This window comes from Bacillus cereus G9842 (assembly GCF_000021305.1).
In the GTDB taxonomy this organism is placed as follows: domain Bacteria; phylum Bacillota; class Bacilli; order Bacillales; family Bacillaceae_G; genus Bacillus_A; species Bacillus_A thuringiensis_S.
Genome location: NC_011772.1, coordinates 4,067,308 through 4,085,654 on the forward strand (window position 1 = coordinate 4,067,308; position 18,347 = coordinate 4,085,654).

The window sequence follows — 18,347 nt, forward strand, 5'->3', positions numbered from 1 at the left end:
TAAACCATTCTCTAACCTATTTCGTTTTACTTGAAACGACTCAAAAACATTTCTAGTTTTTTCTAAGTCAGATGTCAGACATCTGATACTGATATCATAACATGTTTACGCTTTCTTTTTAATACATTTTCGTAGAATTTCTCATTTTCTTCACACTTCTATTGTAATTCATTCTGCAACGAAGTGCTAATTTTTTTATGATTTATTTCTTCATATTAAAAATAAAAAGTAGCTCTAAAGAGCTACTTTTTATTTTACTTCTATTGTTTCTTCTTTATGTTCATGCAATTCGCCTTTTCTTACATGCACTTTCACTTTGTAAGCACCGTTCTCTTTGAAAGTATGTTTCGTTTCATACTCTCCTTTATTCCCTTCTTTCGCTGGAATAAATTCGTGTTTTTCAACACCATCTTTCCAAATCTCTAGTTGTACTTCAGCACCAGCTAATGCTTCTTCTTTTTGCTTTAAATGAACTTTCATTGTAGATTCAGCATTTGCCTTTATGTCTCCAGCCATAAGATGGATCATTGTGTCACTTTTATGATCTCCATGTCCTGCACTGTGATCACTATTTTCTTTTTTCGCATCTTCTACTTTCGCATTTCCTACAGCAACTTTCACTTCCGGCATAACGTGCATTTCACGTGCATTTGTGTGAGCGATAATATGGTATACTCCATCCGTTTCGAATGTTTTCTCTACTGCATAAACACCTTTTCCTTTATGCTTACCATCTAACATCTCGTGCTTTTCGTCGCCATCTTTCCAAATTTCAAACTTTACATCATCGGCATCCGTTACTTTTTCTTTCCCTTGTGTAACAAGTGCTTGTACTTCTGTTTTTTCACCTGGTTTAATTTCTTTCGGATTTGTTTGGACTGCTACTTTTACAGCTTCAAGTTTCTGTTCTTTTTTCGGTTCTTCTTTGTTTGTATTACAGCCAGCCAACGCTAGCATCGCGATAAATAAAGTTATAATCAGTTTTTTCATCATCATTTCCTCCTTTATACTTTATTTAGTATAGAGGAAATACATTGTAATATTCCAGTCTTCTGCTGAAAACAATATACGAAATGTTTGTGAAGTTTCTGTGAAACGGTCTTCCCTTCTGAATCTATGAAAAAAGAGCATAGTAACTATGCTCTTGGATGAAACTGTTTATATACATCTTTTAATCTAGTTTTTGAAACGTGCGTATAGATTTGCGTCGTTGAAATATCTGCATGACCAAGCATTTCTTGTACAGCACGTAAATCTGCTCCATTTTCTAATAAGTGCGTAGCAAACGAGTGACGCAACGTATGAGGTGTAAGCTCTTTTTCAATATTTGCTTCTTTCGCTAATCGTTTTAATATTTTCCAAAATCCTTGTCTTGATAATCGATTACCATGATGGTTTAAAAAGAGTGCATCTACTACTTTTTTCCCCATTAATTCTCTTCTTCCTTTTTCAATATACTTTTGAATCGCTTCCGTTGCTAAACTTCCTAGTGGAATAATTCTTTCTTTATTCCCTTTCCCTATGCAACGAACAAATCCCATCGTTAAATGTACATCTTCTAAATTGAGTGCAATCAATTCTGAAACACGAAGTCCTGTCGCATACAGTAACTCTAGCATCGCCTTATCACGTATCCCAAAAGCACTTGTCATTTTTGGTGTTTGAAGTAACGCCTCTACTTCATCAACTGATAATACTTTTGGTAATTTCCGTTCCCCTTGCGGCGTTTCAATATGTACGGATGGATCGTGTTCTACCGCTCGTTCACGAAGTAAAAATTGGTGGAACGAACGAATTGATGCAATATGACGCGCCAATGTTTTCGAAGATTTTCCGTTTTCTTTTAAATACTGCAAAAAGTTAACAATGTGTAAACGGGTCACTTCATGAAAAGTTTTCGTCTGTTCCACATTTTGCAAATACTTTACGTAGCTTTTTAAATCCCGTTCATAAGATACTACTGTATTCTTTGCTAATCCTTTTTCGACAACCATATAATGAATAAAATCTTTTAATTGATCTTCCACTCTACACTACTCCCCATTTTCATAGAAAAACATCATTCTATTTACGAAAGCATCCTTTGCCGGTTCTTCATTCCCTGATACTTTTTCTACAGTCTCTTCTTTAGGTTTTTCATAACGATGATAGCTTTCATATTCTTCATTTATCCATAGTATAGCGAAATAAAACAAAATCGTACAACTTGTAAATAATAAAAATACTTTTATTCCATCAAAAGTTAATTTTAAAGCTCGGCGCATTGTAAATTCCTCCAAAATATAAGTTATTACAACATATGCCAAGCTTTCACCAATTTATACCTTATTCAAATAAAAAACCTCTTCCTAGATAAATAGGAAAAGGTTATTTTTCATCCGTTTCATTTTCTTGACAATTTTTACAAATCCCATGGAATGTTAAACGATGATCTTTCACCTTAAAGCTCCAGTCTCGTTCTACTTTCCTTTCCACTTCACCAAGTAAATCTTCTTGTATTTCTTGTACAGCACCACATTGTGTACAAATCAAATGATGGTGAAAACGCTGCGCACCTTCTTGGCGTAAGTCATAGCGTGAAACACCGTCTCCGAAGTTAATCTTATCGACAACTTTTAACTCAGATAATAGTTCTAAAGTTCGATAGACGGTTGCTAATCCGATCTCTGGCGACTTTTCTTTTACAAGGAGGTAAACATCTTCTGCGCTTAAATGATCTTCTTCATTTTCTAGCAGCACACGAACTGTTGCTTCACGTTGCGGTGTTAATTTATAGCTCGCTGCATGTAATTGCTTCTTAATTCGTTCAATTCTTTCTTCCATTCGGTACTACTCCCTCCTCGCCACTCTTACACCATTATATCAGAAGAAGGGCTTCTGTCAAAAGAAAAACAATAAAAACAAATTGATAATTATTCTCAAAAAATATTTATTTTTTATTAATAGCCTCAACAACTTCTTTCATTAAAACTGGTGATGCGTAAGCCTCCACACTACAAGCCATTGCTAATACTGCTCCAATTACAAGAAAGAAACATGTATACCGGATTAATAATGGTAATAGTGGCTCGGTTATTTTTCTAATAAATTGATGCCTAATCATCCGTAAAGAAAAACTTGCAGCAATGGTTGTCATAATGAGAAAGACTGGAATGATAATTAAATTTTGTGGCAAAACAGATACAAATGCTAATAATAGTCCATTCCATCCATGCTGACTTACTAAAAAACCAACTGTAAATCCAACAACAACTCCTTTTACAAATAATAAAATAAAAATAAGTGGTAATCCAATAATTGAAATCCCTAAAATCCAAATAAATCCGATGTATTTTAATTGCGAAAAGTAACTTTCTCGAAACATTTCGCCCGCAATGGCAAATTCTCCTTTAGAGACTTGTCCAAAAAAACGTTGTAAATAAAATGATAAATCTTGTTTTTGATTGATTTGTAAACTATTCACAAGAATGGCTCCAAATATTACTCCCATCAATAATAAAACAGCGTTAAATATATATAATGAAGAGTTTTCCTGTATGTGAGACATTACACGGTCTTGCCAATTTTTTCGCCACATTTTTCTTCCCTCCGTTCACACTCTTATTAAAAATGTATGAAAGAAAGAAAAAAGTATGACGAATTAACATTGAAATTCCGCTCTACTTTGCTAAACTAAAAAGTAGAGAATAGGAGGGATTTCTCTTGAAACCATTATTATTAGATTTTCCAACATTATTTCAAACTGAACGCTTACAAGTTCGTAAACCATTTCCAGGTGATGGTGCAGAAGTATATGAAGCAATCCAAGCTTCTCTAGAAGACTTAGTACCGTGGGTACCAATTAACGCTGAAACAGAAGAGAGTGCTGAAGAAATTGTTCGCGAAGCTCACGGACAGTTTTTACTTCGTGAAACACTTGATTTTCACTTATACGATAAAGTATCTGGTACATTCATCGGAGCAATTACACTAAAACCTGAAAACTGGGATATTCCAAAGTTTTCACTTCACTTCTGGTTGCATAGCGATTATACAAAACAAGGCTATATGACTGAAGCTGTTAAAGGCGCTATCCAATTCGCCTTTGATAAACTAGGCGCTAGAAGAATTGAAATTCGTACTGATGCAACAAATATAAATGCATGTAGCTTAGCAGAACGTTTAGAATTCATTCTAGAAGGTACAATGGAAAATGATTTCCTAGCACCAGACGGTAGCTTACGTGATGCACGTGTATATGCAAAAATCAATTAAAAACACTCGCCTTTGGCGAGTGTTTATTTTTGTAGTTGTAAATATTGTACTGCAAACATCGTCTTCGCATCATGAATACGAAGATTTTTCATAAGAGTAATCGCTTCTTCTAACGATACTTCCATTAATTCCACAAACTCATCTTCATCTAACTCAGCTTTATTTTCTTTTTTTGTCAAACCTGTCGCTTTATATACATATAAAATTTCATCTGCGAATCCTGGAGATGTATAGAAAGAAGTAATAAGCTCCATATTTTCACATACATATCCTGTTTCCTCTTCTAATTCACGAACTGCTGTTACCTCTGGTTTTTCACCAGGCTCTAACTTGCCGGCTGGAATTTCTATAATCGCCTTTTCAAGCGCTTTACGATACTGCTCAACAAGCACAATTTTCCCCTCATCTGTAATAGCAATAATCGCAACTGCACCAGGGTGATTTACAATTTCACGTTTACTCATTTCTCCATTTGGTAATACTACATCATCAACACGAACTTTTATAACTCTACCATCAAAAATCGGCTCAGTTTTTACTGTTCTCTCTGTAAGATTACTCATACTACTTCATCTCCCTGTTCTATTTCCTATTCTTTCTTCATACATTTTACCACATTGAAAGGAGCGTGATAGAAATGAAAGTTTATATTTTACCAAATCGCATCACGTTAGTCGGAAAAGCATGGCAAATTCGCCATAAGCTAAAACAATATAGCAAAGAGTATACAACTGTACAAGAGTGGATTACAGCAAATAAAATGAAACATTAATCCGTTAAGCTCACATTAATTATGCTTTTACGGGCAGTTAATGCAAAGCGAAAAGGAAACGTTTGTCAACCTCTTTTCCCTCTCGTACAATAAAGGTAAGGAGGTTGACCTATGAAAAAACGTCAATTAGGAAACTCAGATTTATTTGTTACAGAAATGGGCCTTGGCTGTATGTCTCTCGGTACATCTGAAACAGAGGCTATGCGTATTGTCGATGAAGCAATCGATTTAGGAATTAATTTTTTTGATACAGCAGATTTATATGATTACGGATTAAATGAAGAATTTGTTGGAAAAGCCTTGAAGGGGAAACGAGACAAAATTGTTCTTACAACGAAGGTTGGAAATCGTTGGACAGAAGAAAAAAACGGCTGGTCTTGGGACCCTTCTAAAGCTTACATAAAGGCTGAAGTAAAAGAAAGTTTACGTAGACTTCAAACTGATTATATTGACCTTTACCAACTTCATGGCGGGACGATTGAAGATCCAATAGATGAAACAATTGAAGCTTTTGAAGAATTGAAAAAAGAAGGTATTATCCGCCATTACGGTATTTCTTCTATACGTCCAAATGTAATCCGTGAATATGCAAAACGCTCAAACATCGTTAGTGTACTAATGGAATATAGCCTTTTAAATCGTCGTCCAGAAGAATGGTTCCCGCTTCTGAATGAATACCAAATTAGCATCATTGCTCGCGGACCACTTGCAAAAGGAATTTTAACTGATAACAATGCAAGAAAAATAGAAAGAGTAAAGGAAAAGGATTACCTCTCTTATTCTTACGATGAATTACATACAACTCTAGCGAGTGTAAAAGAAACGATTGGAGAAAGCTCTTTAACAGGAACAGCTATTCAATATTGCTTACATAATAAGACTGTTGCAGCTGTTATACCTGGCGCAAGCTCTCTTCAACAATTGCAGGAAAATATACGAGCTAGCCAACAGTTACCTTTAACTAAAGAAGAATATGTACAACTTCAAAAAATTGTTAAATATGACACATATGCTTTGCATCGTTAAAAATATCGAATTACCGATAAACAGAAGACTGTCTCCTTTATTAGGAGACAGTCTTTTTTATAACGTATCATATTTATCAGGATTTGTGCCTACATGTAAATCGCGATTCAACGTGTTAATTTGATTTATCTCTTCTTCAGTTAGTGAGAAATCAAAAATAGTAAAGTTTTCTTTAATACGAGATGGTGTAACAGATTTAGGAATTGTAACAATCCCGCTTTGAATATCCCATCTTAATATAACTTGCGCAGGTGTTTTTTCATATTTGTTAGCAATAGCCTGAATGATTGGATGCTGAAATACTTCTCCGCCCCTCATTAACGGACTCCACGCTTCCATTTGGATTTGCTCACCTTGACAATGATTACGCAATTCAAATTGCGTTAACATCGGATGAAGTTCTACTTGGTTCACCATCGGCTTCACTTTGCAATTTGGTAATAACAATTCTAAATGATGTTTATGAAAATTAGAAACACCAATCGCACGCACTTTACCTTCTTCATATAATTTTTCTAACGCTCGGTACGTATCCACATACTTCCCTCTTACTGGCCAATGTATTAAATATAAATCTACATAGTCCATTTGTAATTTCTTTAAGCTTTTTTCAAACGCCTCGAGTGTCTCCTCGTATCCTTGATCGTCATTCCAAACTTTTGTTGTAATAAATAGGTCTTCTCTTGGAATTCCTGATTCACGAATCGCTTCTCCGACACCGCTTTCATTTTCATACACAGTTGCTGTATCAATCGAACGGTATCCAACTTCTAACGCTGTTTTTACTGCTTGTTTTACTTCGTCGCCTTCTTTTGCTTTATAAACGCCTAGACCAATCATCGGCATTTTCACGCCATTATGAAGTGTAGTTGTTGGAATATACACAGTCGTCTCCCTTTCATTGTTACATTTTTTTATAAGCCACAACTTTATTTCAACAAGATTCATCCCAAAAGTCAAAACATACGTACAGTTTACATAACACTTTTATATAGCTAAAAAATAACGTGAACTCATTTATTCACGTTATTTTCTCTCCATTCTTTCGCTTTTTCATCCACATTGCGCACAAACTCATTTTTCCCTTCCGTATATAACGTGCCATCATATGTATACTTTTCGGCCAATTCTTTCTTTAAGGTTGCATATGCCTCTGCTTCTTCACAATGAGCCATCATATAATCACGAAATGCTAAATGCCTTACTATCTCTGGATTTCCTTTTTCAAACACGTGTAAATGATACAAACGTTTTTCTTCCGTTCCATGGATAAAAAATCGGCGTCCTGAAATACCATTTTCCCCTTTTACGATGTAACCAAGCTCTATAAATCGTTCATTCCACCTATCTACCCTTTCAATACTTTCTACTTCCATGATCATATCAATAATAGGTTTAGCTGCCAGTCCTGGCACTGACGTACTTCCAATATGATGAATTTTCACCGTTTCTGGCATCGCTGTTTTTAATCTTTCAGCCTCCATTTGAAATTTTTCAATCCAATGATTTTCATGCGGAACAACTACAATTTTCCTCATAATAACTCCCCTTTTCTTACAAGCTCGTCAAAAAATGATCAGTGAATTTCACTGATCATTTTTTTATTATTTAAAGTCTTTCCAAGTAAGGTTACTTTCACTTAGCAGTTCTTCAAATGATTTATTCTTTTCACGTTCTTTTTGTTCTTTGCGCTTTCTTTCCAGTTCAGCTGCCTCTTTTTCCTCTTCTCTCACTTGCAACTCTTTCTTCTTACTCTTTAATTGTTGCATGAGTGAATCATTTAATTGATCGCCTAATGTAAGTGTTTCTTTCTTTGGTGGATTCACTTGCGATTGTCTTTGCATTTGTCTTTGTTTCTTTTTCTTCATGCTACTCACCTTTTACTTTTTTCTCCATTATAGTAGATACACGATGCAATCGACAATAAAAAAGGGTCTTTACTCTATTATCCACTTTTTGTAAATATGTTAATTTTTCGAAAAGACTAAATTTTTATGTAGCTATAATCCTATGAATCTATTAAAATTATGTCGTATGATGTCAGATTATAAAAAAGGAGAAATGAACTATGTGGAAAAAAATTATTCCTGCCGTTGCTGTTTTAAGCACTATTACTTTTTCAAGCGTATTTGCCGCTCCCCCATCTCAGAATCCAGCTGAACAAAACCGCTACATAGACGTACAAATGCTTGGTATTAATGATTTCCATGGACAACTAGATACTGTTAAAAAAATTAATAATAAAGAAGCTGGTGGCGCTGATTACTTAGCTACTTATTTAAAAGAACGTAAAAAACAAAACCCTAATACACTTCTCGTACATGCTGGTGATATCGTCGGAGCTAGTCCACCAGTTTCAGCATTATTACAGGATGAACCGACGATTGAATTTTTAAATGATTTAAAATTTGATGTTGGTACAATCGGAAACCATGAATTTGATGAAGGCATTGATGAAATGAAACGCCTCATTTACGGTGGATATCATGAAAAAACAGGGAATTTCAAAGGGGCTAACTTCCCCTATGTAGCTGCTAACTTCTATAACAAATCAACTGGCCGCTTATTTTTACCACCATTTACTGTAAAAATGGTAGATGGTGTTCCTGTAGGATTCATTGGTGTTGTTACAACTGATACACCAAATGTCGTTATGCCTACGATGCTTAAAAATGTACAAATTACTGATGAAGTAGAAGCAATTAATAAATCAACACAACAATTAAAACGCCTCGGCGTTAAATCTATCGTCGTTCTTGCTCATGTCGGTGGAACAACCGATGAGTCTGGGGTAACAAATGGCGACCTTACTCGAATTGCAAATGAAACAGACCCAGAAGTTGATGTTATTTTCGGTGGACATAGTCATACGTATGTAAATGGTACAGTAAATAATAAGCTAATTGTCCAAGCAAATTCTTACGGCACGGCTTTCTCAGACGTGGATGTAACAATTGATCGTAAAACAAAGGATATTATAAAGAAAAAAGCTGAAGTTGTTACAACGTATCATGAAGGTGTAGAACCTGATAAACAAGTAAAGAAAAAACTAGATCAATATAAAGAAAAAATCGCACCACTTGTAAATGAAGTGGTCGGAAAATCTACAGCATCTATCGACCGTAAACAAAATGATGCTGGTGAGTCCACTCTTGGAAATTTAGTTGCCGATGCTCAGCGTCAAACGATGCAAACTCAAATCGCCCTCATGAATCCTGGTGGCATTCGTAATGACTTAGATGCTGGTGATATTACGTGGGGTGAGTTATACGGCATTCAACCTTTTGGAAATCAATTGATTAAAGTAGATTTAACAGGTCAAGACATTCGCGATATTTTAAATCAGCAATGGCAAAAAGGAACAACAAGAATGCTTCAAATTTCAGGTATTCAATATGCGTGGGATGCAAATAAACCAAACGGTGAAAAAGTTACAAATATACGTTTAACAAACGGAGAAGAATTATCTCCATCTAAAACGTATAGCGTAGTTGCAAATGCTTTCTTAGCTTCTGGCGGTGACGGATTCATATCATTTAAAAATGGTAAAAATGCAGAAACTGGTCCAAACGACTTTGAAGCGTTAGTCGATTACGTAAAACAATTAAAAGAACCAATTCAGCCAGTTATTGATGGAAGAATCCAAAAAGTAAATTAAGTGTTTCTCTAATAAGAAATTTCATTTTTCACGCCATAAAAGATTTGCACTAATCCTGTATTTATACGTAATATGCATCATAAAAAGGATACTCGTTCTTCCAATGAACATAGTATCCTTTTCTTTAGTTATCAAAATGTGATGTTTTGTTAAATTCATATTGCTGTAAAAATTGTTGCAACGCCTCTTCTACAATTTTAGATTTTTGAATTCCTTTCGATTCTGATATAAGGTCCAATCTTGCTAATATTTCTGTATTAATAGAAAAGGTGCGTCTCTTTTTCTCTGTACTTTTACTCATAATTGGTGCAATTACTTCTTCTCTTCTTCTTAATAATTCATAAATACTTTGTAATTGCTCATAAATTAATAATTGATAATCTGTTTTCTCATATTGAAGGGCGGTCGCTTCTTGGAGTTGTAAGTGACGTGGTTCTTCTCCATCTCCTACAAAAATACGTTTCTTCTGCTCTCCATCATATTCGTATCCAATCAATCTTAATTTCTTCGATAATGTATACGGGCTTATTTCAAGACGTTTTGCTATAATAGCGATGGATTCACGCCTATTTAAACCATCTATAATTTCTCCAATCGTCACAATTTCCCTCCTCCCGTGTTGAAATGACACTAGTATGGTATGTTACAATGATTTTCTAACAGTATATGCAAAATGAATAGCCTGTGCGATTCATACGATTTCACAAAAGGAGGTTTTCAATATGCTTTTGCGTAGCTATACCCCTCAGTTCTATACTGAAAACAAACAACTCATTCCTAATAGTATCGCTACGATAGAAAGCGTTATGATTAATAATCGAAAACAAACTCTCCTTATGCGTGGGCAAAACGTAGAGCAGCCTATTTTATTATGCTGCCATGGTGGACCCGGCATGGCACAAATCGGATTTATTCGTCATTTTCAAAAAGAATTAGAGAAGCACTTTATTGTTATTAATTGGGATCAGCGCGGGGCGGGTAAATCTTTTTCAATGAAAGATTTCGGAGCAAATTTTACAATCGAACAATTCGTTTCCGATGCAAAAGAAGTGATTCAATATGCACTTAAAAGGTTCAACAAACAAAAACTATTTCTCGCTGGTCATTCTTGGGGAAGTATTATTGGGCTTAACATAGCACATCAATATCCAAAGTATATCGAGGCTTACATCGGTATTGGGCAAATTGTACATATGAAACAAAATGAAGAATTGCTATATCAACATTTAATTAGTTCTGCAAAAAAACATGATCATAAAAAAGCATTAGCTTCCCTTTTAAAATTAGGAAAACCACCATTTTTAGATATGAGACGTCTTATTATTCAAAGAAAGTGGCTTGGCACATTCGGAGGAGCAATCCAAAACGGATCTTCCTTTTCTTTCATACGAAAAGGTTTCTTTTCTCCTGAATATACGCTATTAGATTGGTTCAAGTTTCTCGCAGGAAATTTAAAATCTGGCGTTTTATGGGAAGAAATGCTGACAATCGATTTCTTTTCTTCTATCTCAAGTTTATCTATTCCAGTTTATTTTTGTTCTGGTCGCTATGATTATCAAACTCCTTATGCACTCGTTCAGGAATATTGCGATATTATTGAAGCGCCTATAAAAAAAATGATTTGGTTCCCAAATTCAGCACATTCTCCTGATCTAGAAGAACCAGAATTATTCGCCAATTCTTTGCAATCAATTAAACAAGAGCTAGCTTTTCAGCATTAGTAACAAAAGGCTCTTTTACATTTCATAGAAAACATTTTATAATAATATGTCGCAAGTATGTATAAACATAGCAAAATGTTTCATATTTACTTGTCTTAACAGAATAAAAATTTAGGGAGATTACATTTATTATGAACGCTGTACTCGTCGCAGTAGCAATTATGCTATTGCTTAGTTTGTTACGTGTCCAGGTCATTGTCGCCATCATTGTTGGAGCTTTAACAGGCGGAATTATCGGCGGACTCGGTATTTCAGAAACGATTAACACTTTTACAACTGGTCTTGGAAACAGTGCTCCAATCGCTTTAAGTTATGCAATGCTTGGTGGTTTCGCTATTTCCCTTTCCAAAACAGGACTTCCAGATGCTATGATTCAAACTGCATTAAAATGGATTGGCAATGAACAAGACACGAAAAAACAAGTTTATTCTAAAATACTTATTTTATTCATTATTTTAACGATGGCTTGTTTCTCACAAAATGTGATTCCTGTTCACATTGCTTTCATCCCCATCTTAATTCCAGCACTTTTAAAAGTATTAAATGAGCTGAAAGTGGATCGAAGACTTGTCACGTGTATTATTACATTTGGATTAATTACTCCTTATATGTGGATCCCTGCAGGGTTCGGAAAAATTTATCATGACGTATTGCAAACCAACGCTGCGCAAAGCGGTCTTACATTTGATGTCACACTTATTCCAAAAGCAATGACTATTCCAGCACTCGGTATGATTATTGGATTATGTGTAGCGGTATTCATTACGTACCGAAAACCTCGTACGTATGAAACAGAACAAATTCATACTACCGAAAATGAGATCGTTCCCTATACAAAACGTAGCATTACTTTCGGGTTATTATCTATCATTGCTACATTAACTGTTCAATTAACAACAGAATCAATGATTTTCGGTGCTTTAGCAGGTATTATCGTCTTATCAGTAAGTGGTAGTCTACCACTTAAAGAAGCAGATGCGATATTAACAAGCGGAATGCGTATGATGTCCTTTATTGGCTTTGTTATGATTGCTGCCGCTGGATTCGGCGCTGTTCTTCGAAAAACAGGACATGTTGAATCTCTGGTGCAAACGAGTGCACATATAATCGGAAATAACAAACCACTCGCTGCATTTCTTATGCTTGTTATTGGACTTCTCGTTACGATGGGAATTGGTTCATCCTTTTCAACCATCCCTATCTTAACAACAATTTTTGTACCTCTGTGCATTCAGCTTGGATTTAGTCCGATGGCTACAATTGCAATTATTGGTACAGCCGGAGCGCTAGGTGACGCAGGATCTCCAGCATCAGATAGTACCCTCGGACCAACATCCGGTTTAAATGCTGATGGTCAGCACCATCATATATGGGATACATGTGTACCCACTTTTCTACATTACAATATACCGTTACTTATATTTGGCTTTATTGCCGCAATTACATTATAAAAAGGTGCGTATAAAACGCACCTTTTACTTTTTTATTTTTCCTTTTAATTGTTGAAAAGCTACTTTTCCGTTATCTTTGACATAGCTTTCAATTGCCGGTAGTGATGAACCTATCCATTCACACTCTATGCTCCCATTCGGTCCAACAATTTTTAATTTATCTGGTACATGTATATTTACAAATCTTGCTGACCGAATTAACTCAATAGCAATCTGATCACTTGAGGTTACAATTCCATCTATATACGGATTGTTTCGCAATAATGTAATAAACTGTTTATTTGTATACCCTTGTACACATTCTTCTCGATAAGAGATTCCTTCATCCCAAACAGTATCTAAAAAACCTGCTATATGATCTTCCATTTCTTCACTTTCTTCTCCCTCACCGAAATATGCAAGAAAGTGACACCCTTTCTCTTTTAATAAAGAAACAGCCCTCTGTCCACTTTCATAATAATTTCCATGTGATTGTTGCTCATCAATCACAACAAACGGAAATGGAATTTCTCCTATACTTTTAAAAACGGATTTTGTTAAAATAACACCTGCAACGTTATTCTCCTTCAACATATATATGTATCTATCTTTATTCTCTATATTACAAACAATGATTTGATATCCTTCTTTATATGCTATTTCCTCAATACAATGTAGCAAAGTGATGTTTGATGGGTCATATAGATTATCTACAAGTAATGCAATTATCGTTGAATTCTCTTTAAATAGTGGCTTCGCTGCACTGTTTGGCCTATAACGTAATTCTTCAATTGCTTCCTTTACTTGTTTTACTGTGTCCTCATGAACATATCCTTTTTCATTAATAACTCGTGAAACGGTTGCGACTGAAACACCTGCCAATTTTGCAACATCACGTATAGTTGCCACATCGTCACCCCTTAATATGGTAATAGATTACAATTTTACGGTAACCTAAATTACACTATCCGTCAAGATTAATAACTCATATTTCTGAAAATTGTTACATCATTTCACTAAACGATACTCCAACTGAATTTCATGTAAAATTGGGATATTATCATATCCAATACGTGGAATTTCTTTCTTTATTTTTCGTGCCTCCTCTACCGCATTCACATATAAATTAGTCATTACAAAATTACGTTTTTGGTAAAATCGTAACGCATTCATATTATCATTTGTTGTAATAAGACAAACCTGCCTGCACCGTTCTTCTTCTGCAACTTGCAATACACAATCCACAAGCTTCTTCCCTATTCCTTTTCTTTCTTCAATACTATCTAACGATATAATTTCACACATATTTCCAGTCACTTCATACGTTATAATTCCGATTATTCTGTCATTAGAAAACGCAACAAATCCTGGCAACTCTTCTAATTGATGCCCCTTACCACGTGAAACCATCAATGAACTTCCCCAGTTCTCACACATAAACATTCGAATTGTTTCTTTCATCGTTGGCGTAATTTTTTGTATATGCACCATTTCCTATTTCTCCCCTTTTATATCATTGTGATACAATATAAGTGTATCACATGTAACGGTATTTGGAGGATGAGGTAAAGTATGAAACGTTTTTTTGCAGCATTGTTTACTGTACTAGGTGCGATAACAGCCCTTGGGATTTTCTTTACAAATAAAGTGATGTATTTAAAGAAAAAAACAGAGGAAGAAGTACTCGAAAGAGAAACGAAAAAACATTTTCGTATAGAAGATTTTGATGCTCTTCATAAAGAAGAAATTCATATTCCTTCACAATTCGGATATGATCTTCACGGCTATTACATTCCTGCTGGTCATTCCAATAAGTTTATGATTTTTTGTCACGGCGTAACTGTAAATAAAATGAACTCTGTAAAATATGCAAGGTTATTTTTAAACAGAGGGTATAATGTCGTTATTTATGATCATCGTCGTCATGGTAAAACTGGCGGAAAAACAACAAGCTATGGATACTATGAAAAACATGATTTAAAATCTGTAGTTGACTGGCTAAAAAGTCGCTTTGGAACAAATATAACACTCGGTATTCATGGTGAATCTATGGGAGCTGCAACACTTCTTCAATACGCAGGACTTGTAGAAGATGGTGCTGATTTCTATATTGCAGATTGTCCTTTCTCTGATTTTCACGGACAATTACAGCACCGTTTAAAGGTTGAATTCCATTTACCAAAATGGCCTTTATTACCTTTAGCAAATGCTTTTTTAAAAGTGCGTGACGGTTATACGATTCGCGAAGTTTCACCAATTGATTGTATAAAAAATATTAACAATCCCATCCTCTTTATTCATAGTAAAGATGATGATTATATTTTAGCTGATATGACGAAATCACTATATGAAGCAAAAGAAAACAATAAACAACTTTATATTGCAGAACGTGGTGCACACGCTTGCTCTTATAACGAAAATAAAGAAGAGTACGAAGCAGCCATCGATCAATTTTTAAACACATATGTGAAAGAAACAAAAAACAGGCTTGCATAAGCCTGTTTTTTTATTGCGCTAAAACGTCTGTAACTTGTTCCATATTTTCAGAAATCCATTGCATTGCATCATCTAACGTTGGGAATTCTGTCGTTTGAAATGTTACTTCATCTTGAAGTAACCAAACATCCTTTGCCTCTTGCCCTACACCTGCAATGGACCAATGTAACAAACTATATGGATGATTATCATTCAAAAATGATGCCCACGTGCGCTCATTTGCAATGTTTCGTAATGTATGTAATTGTTTATCCATCTCTCGTCACCTTACTCTAGTCAGTTATGAAAACTATTATAACACTCTCTTCTTTCTCAAACAAAGTGCTCTTTTTATATTGTCAAGCACTTCCCTTGATTATATGATGAAATTAAGCGTTTGGGAAGGAGGGATAACGTTGGCAAAAGTACAAATTAAAGTAAATGATAATGGCTCTTTTCGCGTTACAGGGGACGTGGAATTAGTCGACTCACAAGGGAATGTATTCCCAGCAAAACCGGCATTTTCTTTATGCCGTTGTGGTTTATCAAAAAATATGCCTTATTGCGACGCTTCGCATAAAGGTAAATTCGAGTCTGTTGTTAGAGCACCAGAGGCAGAATAATTTTACATGTGACATGCACATTTTTTTGTGCATGTTTTTTCTTTTTAGCAACTCCGTTATATCCCTTCTCCTTACAACACTTCTAATACTTTTATTTCCATTCCAGCCCACATATATTTTCACACAATTCTTCACATTCGAATATTTTTTACTAGCCTTTTATTTTTTTTGTGCTATAATTTGAGCAAACAGCATCCTTCGGGGTCGGGTGAAATTCCCAACCGGCGGTGATGAAGTGAAAACTTCTAAGTCCGTGACCCGTTTTCAACTCGAAAACGGTGGATCTAGTGAAACTCTAGGGCCGACAGTATAGTCTGGATGGGAGAAGGATATGTTTCTAGTTTTTTATATAGTGAATACACTTTTATTTCAGTATGCATATTTTTAAAGATTCATTTTGATTCTTTATATATGTTTAATTTTCTATACTTATTTTTTATACTGAAATAAAAAGAGACAACTAGCGTTTAAAAATTCGATATTTTGCTAGGTTTTTTCCTTATGCAGAAATATCAATTATCGTTAGGTTTCTTTCCTATGCTTTCGTATTCAAACTATATTTCTAGAAATCACGTCTCCCAAACCCCAAGGATATTAAATCCTTGGGGTTTTTTGATTTTTTTAGGAGAGGTGAAGAAAATGACAGATCAAGAATATATGAGGATTGCCCTGCAGTTAGCAGAAGGAACATCAGGACAAACAAGTCCAAATCCTATGGTTGGTGCTGTTGTTGTAAAAGATGGAAACATCGTTGGTATGGGGGCTCATTTACGAGCTGGTGAAGAACACGCAGAAGTTCATGCCCTTCAAATGGCTAGTCAGAACGCCAAAGACGCTACCGTTTATGTAACACTGGAACCGTGTAGCCACTTTGGAAAAACACCACCTTGTTGTGAATTGCTCATCGAAAAAGGAGTTAAGCGTGTGGTAATTGCTACTCTCGATTGTAATCCGCTCGTTTCTGGTAACGGAAAAAGAAGATTAGAGGAAGCTAGAATTGAAGTAACTACTGGTGTTCTTGAAGCAGAAGCAGTTTTATTAAATCGCTACTTTTTTCACTACATGAAAACGAAACGCCCTTTTGTAACAATCAAAACAGCGATGAGCTTAGATGGAAAAATAGCAACTGTAACTGGTGAAAGTAAGTGGATTACAGGTGAAGAAGCACGTGCTGATGTTCACCAATATCGCCATACACATGATGCAATTCTTGTTGGAGTGAATACAGTTATAGCTGATAATCCTCATTTAACAACAAGAATTCCAAATGGTGGGAAACATCCTATTCGCGTTGTTTTAGATACCCATTTACGAACGCCACCATCTTCTCATGTTATAACAGATGGTTTAGCACCGACATGGATTATTGTCGGTAAGGATGTAAAGAAAGAGAAGATATCTTCTTATAATTCTAAAAATATAGCTATATTCCAAATGGAAACGAAGCATATAGAAATCGAGGACCTTCTTTCCTTTCTTGGAGAGAAACAAATTCTTTCTCTATTCGTTGAAGGTGGCCAATCAATTCATGCAAGTTTCTTAAAAACAAACAATTTCAATGAAATTGTAACCTATATAAGCCCGAAATTAATTGGTGGAAAAGATGCTCCTACTTTATTTGGAGGAAATGGTTTTTCAAAATTACAAGATGCGCTTTCCTTGAAAATTCAAGAGATGAAACAAATTGGTGATGATATAAAAATCGTTGCGAATGCCCGAAACGAGGTGACGGAATGTTTACAGGAATTGTAGAAGAATTAGGAACGATAGCAAACATGCAACAAAGCGGAGAAGCGATGAAATTAACGATTCATGCAAAGAAAATTTTATCAGATGTTCACTTAGGTGATAGTATCGCAGTTAACGGTATTTGCTTAACTGTAACAAACTTTACAACTACTTCATTTACAGTTGATGCAATGCCTGAAACGATGCAGTCGACATCGCTTCGCATGCTTAAACCCCACTCTAAAGTAAATTTAGAGCGGGCAATGTCTGCAAATGGAAGATTCGGTGGACATTTCGTTTCAGGACACATTGATGGCATCGGAACGATTTTAACTAAAAAACAACATTACAATGCCGTCTATTATAAAATAGCAATTTCTGATGAATTGCTACACTATTGTTTGCATAAAGGGTCCATTGCTGTTGATGGAACGAGTTTAACGATATTTGATATAGACGAAGCTTCCATAACGATTTCACTCATCCCGCACACAGTAAGCGAATCTGTCATTGGAGAAAAAAATGCCGGAGATATCGTAAATATTGAGTGTGACATGATTGGTAAATATATCGAACGCTTTATTACTAAACCTGCAAAACGAGTAGGTTCAATGACCGAAAGTTTTTTACAAGAAAACGGATTTCTATAAGGGGGAAGCA

At 35.2% G+C, this 18,347-nt stretch carries 23 protein-coding genes and 1 riboswitch; of the genes, 10 read left to right on the top strand and 13 right to left on the bottom strand.

Annotated features, from left to right (window positions below; all coding sequences use genetic code 11):
- Positions 1 to 249: 249 nt before the first annotated feature.
- From BCG9842_RS20375 to spoIIM, 5 genes are all read right to left on the bottom strand, one after another.
- On the bottom strand, positions 250 to 990 hold the full coding sequence (locus BCG9842_RS20375) for a FixH family protein (RefSeq protein WP_000733454.1): 741 nt from the start codon (positions 988 to 990) through the stop codon (positions 250 to 252).
- 146 nt (positions 991 to 1,136) lie between these two features.
- A complete protein-coding gene (gene xerD / locus BCG9842_RS20380; protein WP_000390088.1) occupies positions 1,137 to 2,027 on the bottom strand; it encodes a site-specific tyrosine recombinase XerD in 891 nt (296 codons plus the stop codon).
- Positions 2,028 to 2,033: 6 nt separating this feature from the next.
- Positions 2,034 to 2,264, bottom strand: a complete 231-nt coding sequence (locus BCG9842_RS20385) for a YqzK family protein (RefSeq protein WP_001250432.1) — start codon at positions 2,262 to 2,264, stop codon at positions 2,034 to 2,036.
- Between the two features lie 103 nt (positions 2,265 to 2,367).
- Positions 2,368 to 2,823, bottom strand: coding sequence for a ferric iron uptake transcriptional regulator (gene fur / locus BCG9842_RS20390; protein WP_000392657.1), 456 nt, complete (start codon positions 2,821 to 2,823; stop codon positions 2,368 to 2,370).
- A gap of 106 nt (positions 2,824 to 2,929) precedes the next feature.
- Entirely contained in the window at positions 2,930 to 3,547 is a 618-nt protein-coding gene (gene spoIIM / locus BCG9842_RS20395; protein WP_223308695.1) for a stage II sporulation protein M, read from the bottom strand.
- A gap of 155 nt (positions 3,548 to 3,702) precedes the next feature.
- On the opposite strand from spoIIM, the gene BCG9842_RS20400 reads away from it, so the two are divergent.
- Positions 3,703 to 4,254, top strand: a complete 552-nt coding sequence (locus BCG9842_RS20400) for a GNAT family N-acetyltransferase (RefSeq protein WP_000803497.1) — start codon at positions 3,703 to 3,705, stop codon at positions 4,252 to 4,254.
- Positions 4,255 to 4,277: 23 nt separating this feature from the next.
- Here the strand turns inward: BCG9842_RS20400 and BCG9842_RS20405 are convergent, their stop codons facing one another.
- Positions 4,278 to 4,817 (bottom strand): NUDIX domain-containing protein, encoded by a 540-nt coding sequence (locus BCG9842_RS20405; protein WP_000067931.1) that lies wholly within the window; start codon positions 4,815 to 4,817, stop codon positions 4,278 to 4,280.
- A 74-nt stretch (positions 4,818 to 4,891) separates the two neighbouring features.
- On the opposite strand from BCG9842_RS20405, the gene mciZ reads away from it, so the two are divergent.
- Entirely contained in the window at positions 4,892 to 5,026 is a 135-nt protein-coding gene (mciZ, locus tag BCG9842_RS20410) for a Z-ring formation inhibitor MciZ (protein WP_000870291.1), read from the top strand.
- 111 nt (positions 5,027 to 5,137) lie between these two features.
- Positions 5,138 to 6,052 carry an aldo/keto reductase gene (locus BCG9842_RS20415; protein WP_000747233.1) on the top strand — a complete coding sequence of 305 codons (915 nt, stop codon included), beginning with the start codon at positions 5,138 to 5,140 and terminating at the stop codon, positions 6,050 to 6,052.
- 57 nt (positions 6,053 to 6,109) lie between these two features.
- Here BCG9842_RS20415 and BCG9842_RS20420 read toward each other — a convergent pair whose 3' ends face one another.
- The 3 genes from BCG9842_RS20420 to BCG9842_RS20430 form a co-directional block, all read right to left on the bottom strand.
- The gene (locus BCG9842_RS20420; RefSeq protein ID WP_000275862.1) at positions 6,110 to 6,937 is read right to left on the bottom strand and encodes an aldo/keto reductase; all 828 of its coding nucleotides are present in this window, start codon (positions 6,935 to 6,937) and stop codon (positions 6,110 to 6,112) included.
- A 128-nt stretch (positions 6,938 to 7,065) separates the two neighbouring features.
- The gene (locus tag BCG9842_RS20425; protein ID WP_001227177.1) at positions 7,066 to 7,590 is read right to left on the bottom strand and encodes a GrpB family protein; all 525 of its coding nucleotides are present in this window, start codon (positions 7,588 to 7,590) and stop codon (positions 7,066 to 7,068) included.
- A 66-nt stretch (positions 7,591 to 7,656) separates the two neighbouring features.
- Positions 7,657 to 7,920, bottom strand: coding sequence for a YqkE family protein (locus BCG9842_RS20430; RefSeq protein WP_000727553.1), 264 nt, complete (start codon positions 7,918 to 7,920; stop codon positions 7,657 to 7,659).
- A gap of 200 nt (positions 7,921 to 8,120) precedes the next feature.
- Between BCG9842_RS20430 and BCG9842_RS20435 the strand changes: the two genes are divergently transcribed.
- Entirely contained in the window at positions 8,121 to 9,710 is a 1,590-nt protein-coding gene (locus BCG9842_RS20435) for a bifunctional metallophosphatase/5'-nucleotidase (protein WP_000265545.1), read from the top strand.
- Between the two features lie 124 nt (positions 9,711 to 9,834).
- Here the strand turns inward: BCG9842_RS20435 and BCG9842_RS20440 are convergent, their stop codons facing one another.
- Positions 9,835 to 10,311 carry a ribbon-helix-helix domain-containing protein gene (locus BCG9842_RS20440; RefSeq protein ID WP_000151934.1) on the bottom strand — a complete coding sequence of 159 codons (477 nt, stop codon included), beginning with the start codon at positions 10,309 to 10,311 and terminating at the stop codon, positions 9,835 to 9,837.
- 121 nt (positions 10,312 to 10,432) lie between these two features.
- Here BCG9842_RS20440 and BCG9842_RS20445 point away from each other — a divergent pair, with 121 nt between their 5' ends.
- Entirely contained in the window at positions 10,433 to 11,431 is a 999-nt protein-coding gene (locus BCG9842_RS20445; protein ID WP_000926820.1) for an alpha/beta fold hydrolase, read from the top strand.
- 131 nt (positions 11,432 to 11,562) lie between these two features.
- Positions 11,563 to 12,882, top strand: coding sequence for a Na+/H+ antiporter family protein (locus tag BCG9842_RS20450; protein WP_000994811.1), 1,320 nt, complete (start codon positions 11,563 to 11,565; stop codon positions 12,880 to 12,882).
- Positions 12,883 to 12,906: 24 nt separating this feature from the next.
- Here BCG9842_RS20450 and BCG9842_RS20455 read toward each other — a convergent pair whose 3' ends face one another.
- On the bottom strand, positions 12,907 to 13,770 hold the full coding sequence (locus BCG9842_RS20455; protein ID WP_000201358.1) for a LacI family DNA-binding transcriptional regulator: 864 nt from the start codon (positions 13,768 to 13,770) through the stop codon (positions 12,907 to 12,909).
- 99 nt (positions 13,771 to 13,869) lie between these two features.
- Positions 13,870 to 14,352 carry a GNAT family N-acetyltransferase gene (locus BCG9842_RS20460; RefSeq protein ID WP_000233419.1) on the bottom strand — a complete coding sequence of 161 codons (483 nt, stop codon included), beginning with the start codon at positions 14,350 to 14,352 and terminating at the stop codon, positions 13,870 to 13,872.
- Between the two features lie 81 nt (positions 14,353 to 14,433).
- Here BCG9842_RS20460 and BCG9842_RS20465 point away from each other — a divergent pair, with 81 nt between their 5' ends.
- The gene (locus tag BCG9842_RS20465) at positions 14,434 to 15,357 is read left to right on the top strand and encodes an alpha/beta hydrolase (RefSeq protein WP_000819240.1); all 924 of its coding nucleotides are present in this window, start codon (positions 14,434 to 14,436) and stop codon (positions 15,355 to 15,357) included.
- Between the two features lie 10 nt (positions 15,358 to 15,367).
- Here BCG9842_RS20465 and BCG9842_RS20470 read toward each other — a convergent pair whose 3' ends face one another.
- Positions 15,368 to 15,613, bottom strand: a complete 246-nt coding sequence (locus BCG9842_RS20470) for a DUF2552 family protein (protein WP_000360793.1) — start codon at positions 15,611 to 15,613, stop codon at positions 15,368 to 15,370.
- A gap of 139 nt (positions 15,614 to 15,752) precedes the next feature.
- Here BCG9842_RS20470 and BCG9842_RS31050 point away from each other — a divergent pair, with 139 nt between their 5' ends.
- The 3 genes from BCG9842_RS31050 (at position 15,753) to ribE (ending at position 18,337) form a co-directional block, all read left to right on the top strand.
- Positions 15,753 to 15,959, top strand: coding sequence for a CDGSH iron-sulfur domain-containing protein (locus BCG9842_RS31050; protein ID WP_001151582.1), 207 nt, complete (start codon positions 15,753 to 15,755; stop codon positions 15,957 to 15,959).
- 190 nt (positions 15,960 to 16,149) lie between these two features.
- A riboswitch (FMN riboswitch) is annotated at positions 16,150 to 16,293 on the top strand.
- A gap of 305 nt (positions 16,294 to 16,598) precedes the next feature.
- Entirely contained in the window at positions 16,599 to 17,711 is a 1,113-nt protein-coding gene (ribD, locus tag BCG9842_RS20480; protein WP_000131995.1) for a bifunctional diaminohydroxyphosphoribosylaminopyrimidine deaminase/5-amino-6-(5-phosphoribosylamino)uracil reductase RibD, read from the top strand.
- Positions 17,693 to 18,337 (top strand): riboflavin synthase, encoded by a 645-nt coding sequence (gene ribE / locus BCG9842_RS20485; protein WP_000493902.1) that lies wholly within the window; start codon positions 17,693 to 17,695, stop codon positions 18,335 to 18,337. Before ribD ends, ribE begins: the two co-directional genes overlap by 19 nt.
- The last annotated feature ends 10 nt before the right edge of the window (positions 18,338 to 18,347 follow it).

Excerpts from the sequence above, each read along its gene's own strand:
- BCG9842_RS20375 (WP_000733454.1), bottom strand. The coding sequence starts at position 990 with ATGAAAAAACTGATTATAACTTTATTTATCGCGATGCTAGCGTTGGCT.
- BCG9842_RS20385 (WP_001250432.1), bottom strand. The coding sequence starts at position 2,264 with ATGCGCCGAGCTTTAAAATTAACTTTTGATGGAATAAAAGTATTTTTA.
- fur (WP_000392657.1), bottom strand. The coding sequence starts at position 2,823 with ATGGAAGAAAGAATTGAACGAATTAAGAAGCAATTACATGCAGCGAGC.
- spoIIM (WP_223308695.1), bottom strand. The coding sequence starts at position 3,547 with ATGTCTCACATACAGGAAAACTCTTCATTATATATATTTAACGCTGTT.
- BCG9842_RS20405 (WP_000067931.1), bottom strand. The coding sequence starts at position 4,817 with ATGAGTAATCTTACAGAGAGAACAGTAAAAACTGAGCCGATTTTTGAT.
- mciZ (WP_000870291.1), top strand. The coding sequence starts at position 4,892 with ATGAAAGTTTATATTTTACCAAATCGCATCACGTTAGTCGGAAAAGCA.
- BCG9842_RS20415 (WP_000747233.1), top strand. The coding sequence starts at position 5,138 with ATGAAAAAACGTCAATTAGGAAACTCAGATTTATTTGTTACAGAAATG.
- BCG9842_RS20425 (WP_001227177.1), bottom strand. The coding sequence starts at position 7,590 with ATGAGGAAAATTGTAGTTGTTCCGCATGAAAATCATTGGATTGAAAAA.
- BCG9842_RS20430 (WP_000727553.1), bottom strand. The coding sequence starts at position 7,920 with ATGAAGAAAAAGAAACAAAGACAAATGCAAAGACAATCGCAAGTGAAT.
- BCG9842_RS20435 (WP_000265545.1), top strand. The coding sequence starts at position 8,121 with ATGTGGAAAAAAATTATTCCTGCCGTTGCTGTTTTAAGCACTATTACT.
- BCG9842_RS20445 (WP_000926820.1), top strand. The coding sequence starts at position 10,433 with ATGCTTTTGCGTAGCTATACCCCTCAGTTCTATACTGAAAACAAACAA.
- BCG9842_RS20450 (WP_000994811.1), top strand. The coding sequence starts at position 11,563 with ATGAACGCTGTACTCGTCGCAGTAGCAATTATGCTATTGCTTAGTTTG.
- BCG9842_RS20460 (WP_000233419.1), bottom strand. The coding sequence starts at position 14,352 with ATGGTGCATATACAAAAAATTACGCCAACGATGAAAGAAACAATTCGA.
- BCG9842_RS20465 (WP_000819240.1), top strand. The coding sequence starts at position 14,434 with ATGAAACGTTTTTTTGCAGCATTGTTTACTGTACTAGGTGCGATAACA.
- BCG9842_RS20470 (WP_000360793.1), bottom strand. The coding sequence starts at position 15,613 with ATGGATAAACAATTACATACATTACGAAACATTGCAAATGAGCGCACG.
- ribD (WP_000131995.1), top strand. The coding sequence starts at position 16,599 with ATGACAGATCAAGAATATATGAGGATTGCCCTGCAGTTAGCAGAAGGA.
- ribE (WP_000493902.1), top strand. The coding sequence starts at position 17,693 with ATGTTTACAGGAATTGTAGAAGAATTAGGAACGATAGCAAACATGCAA.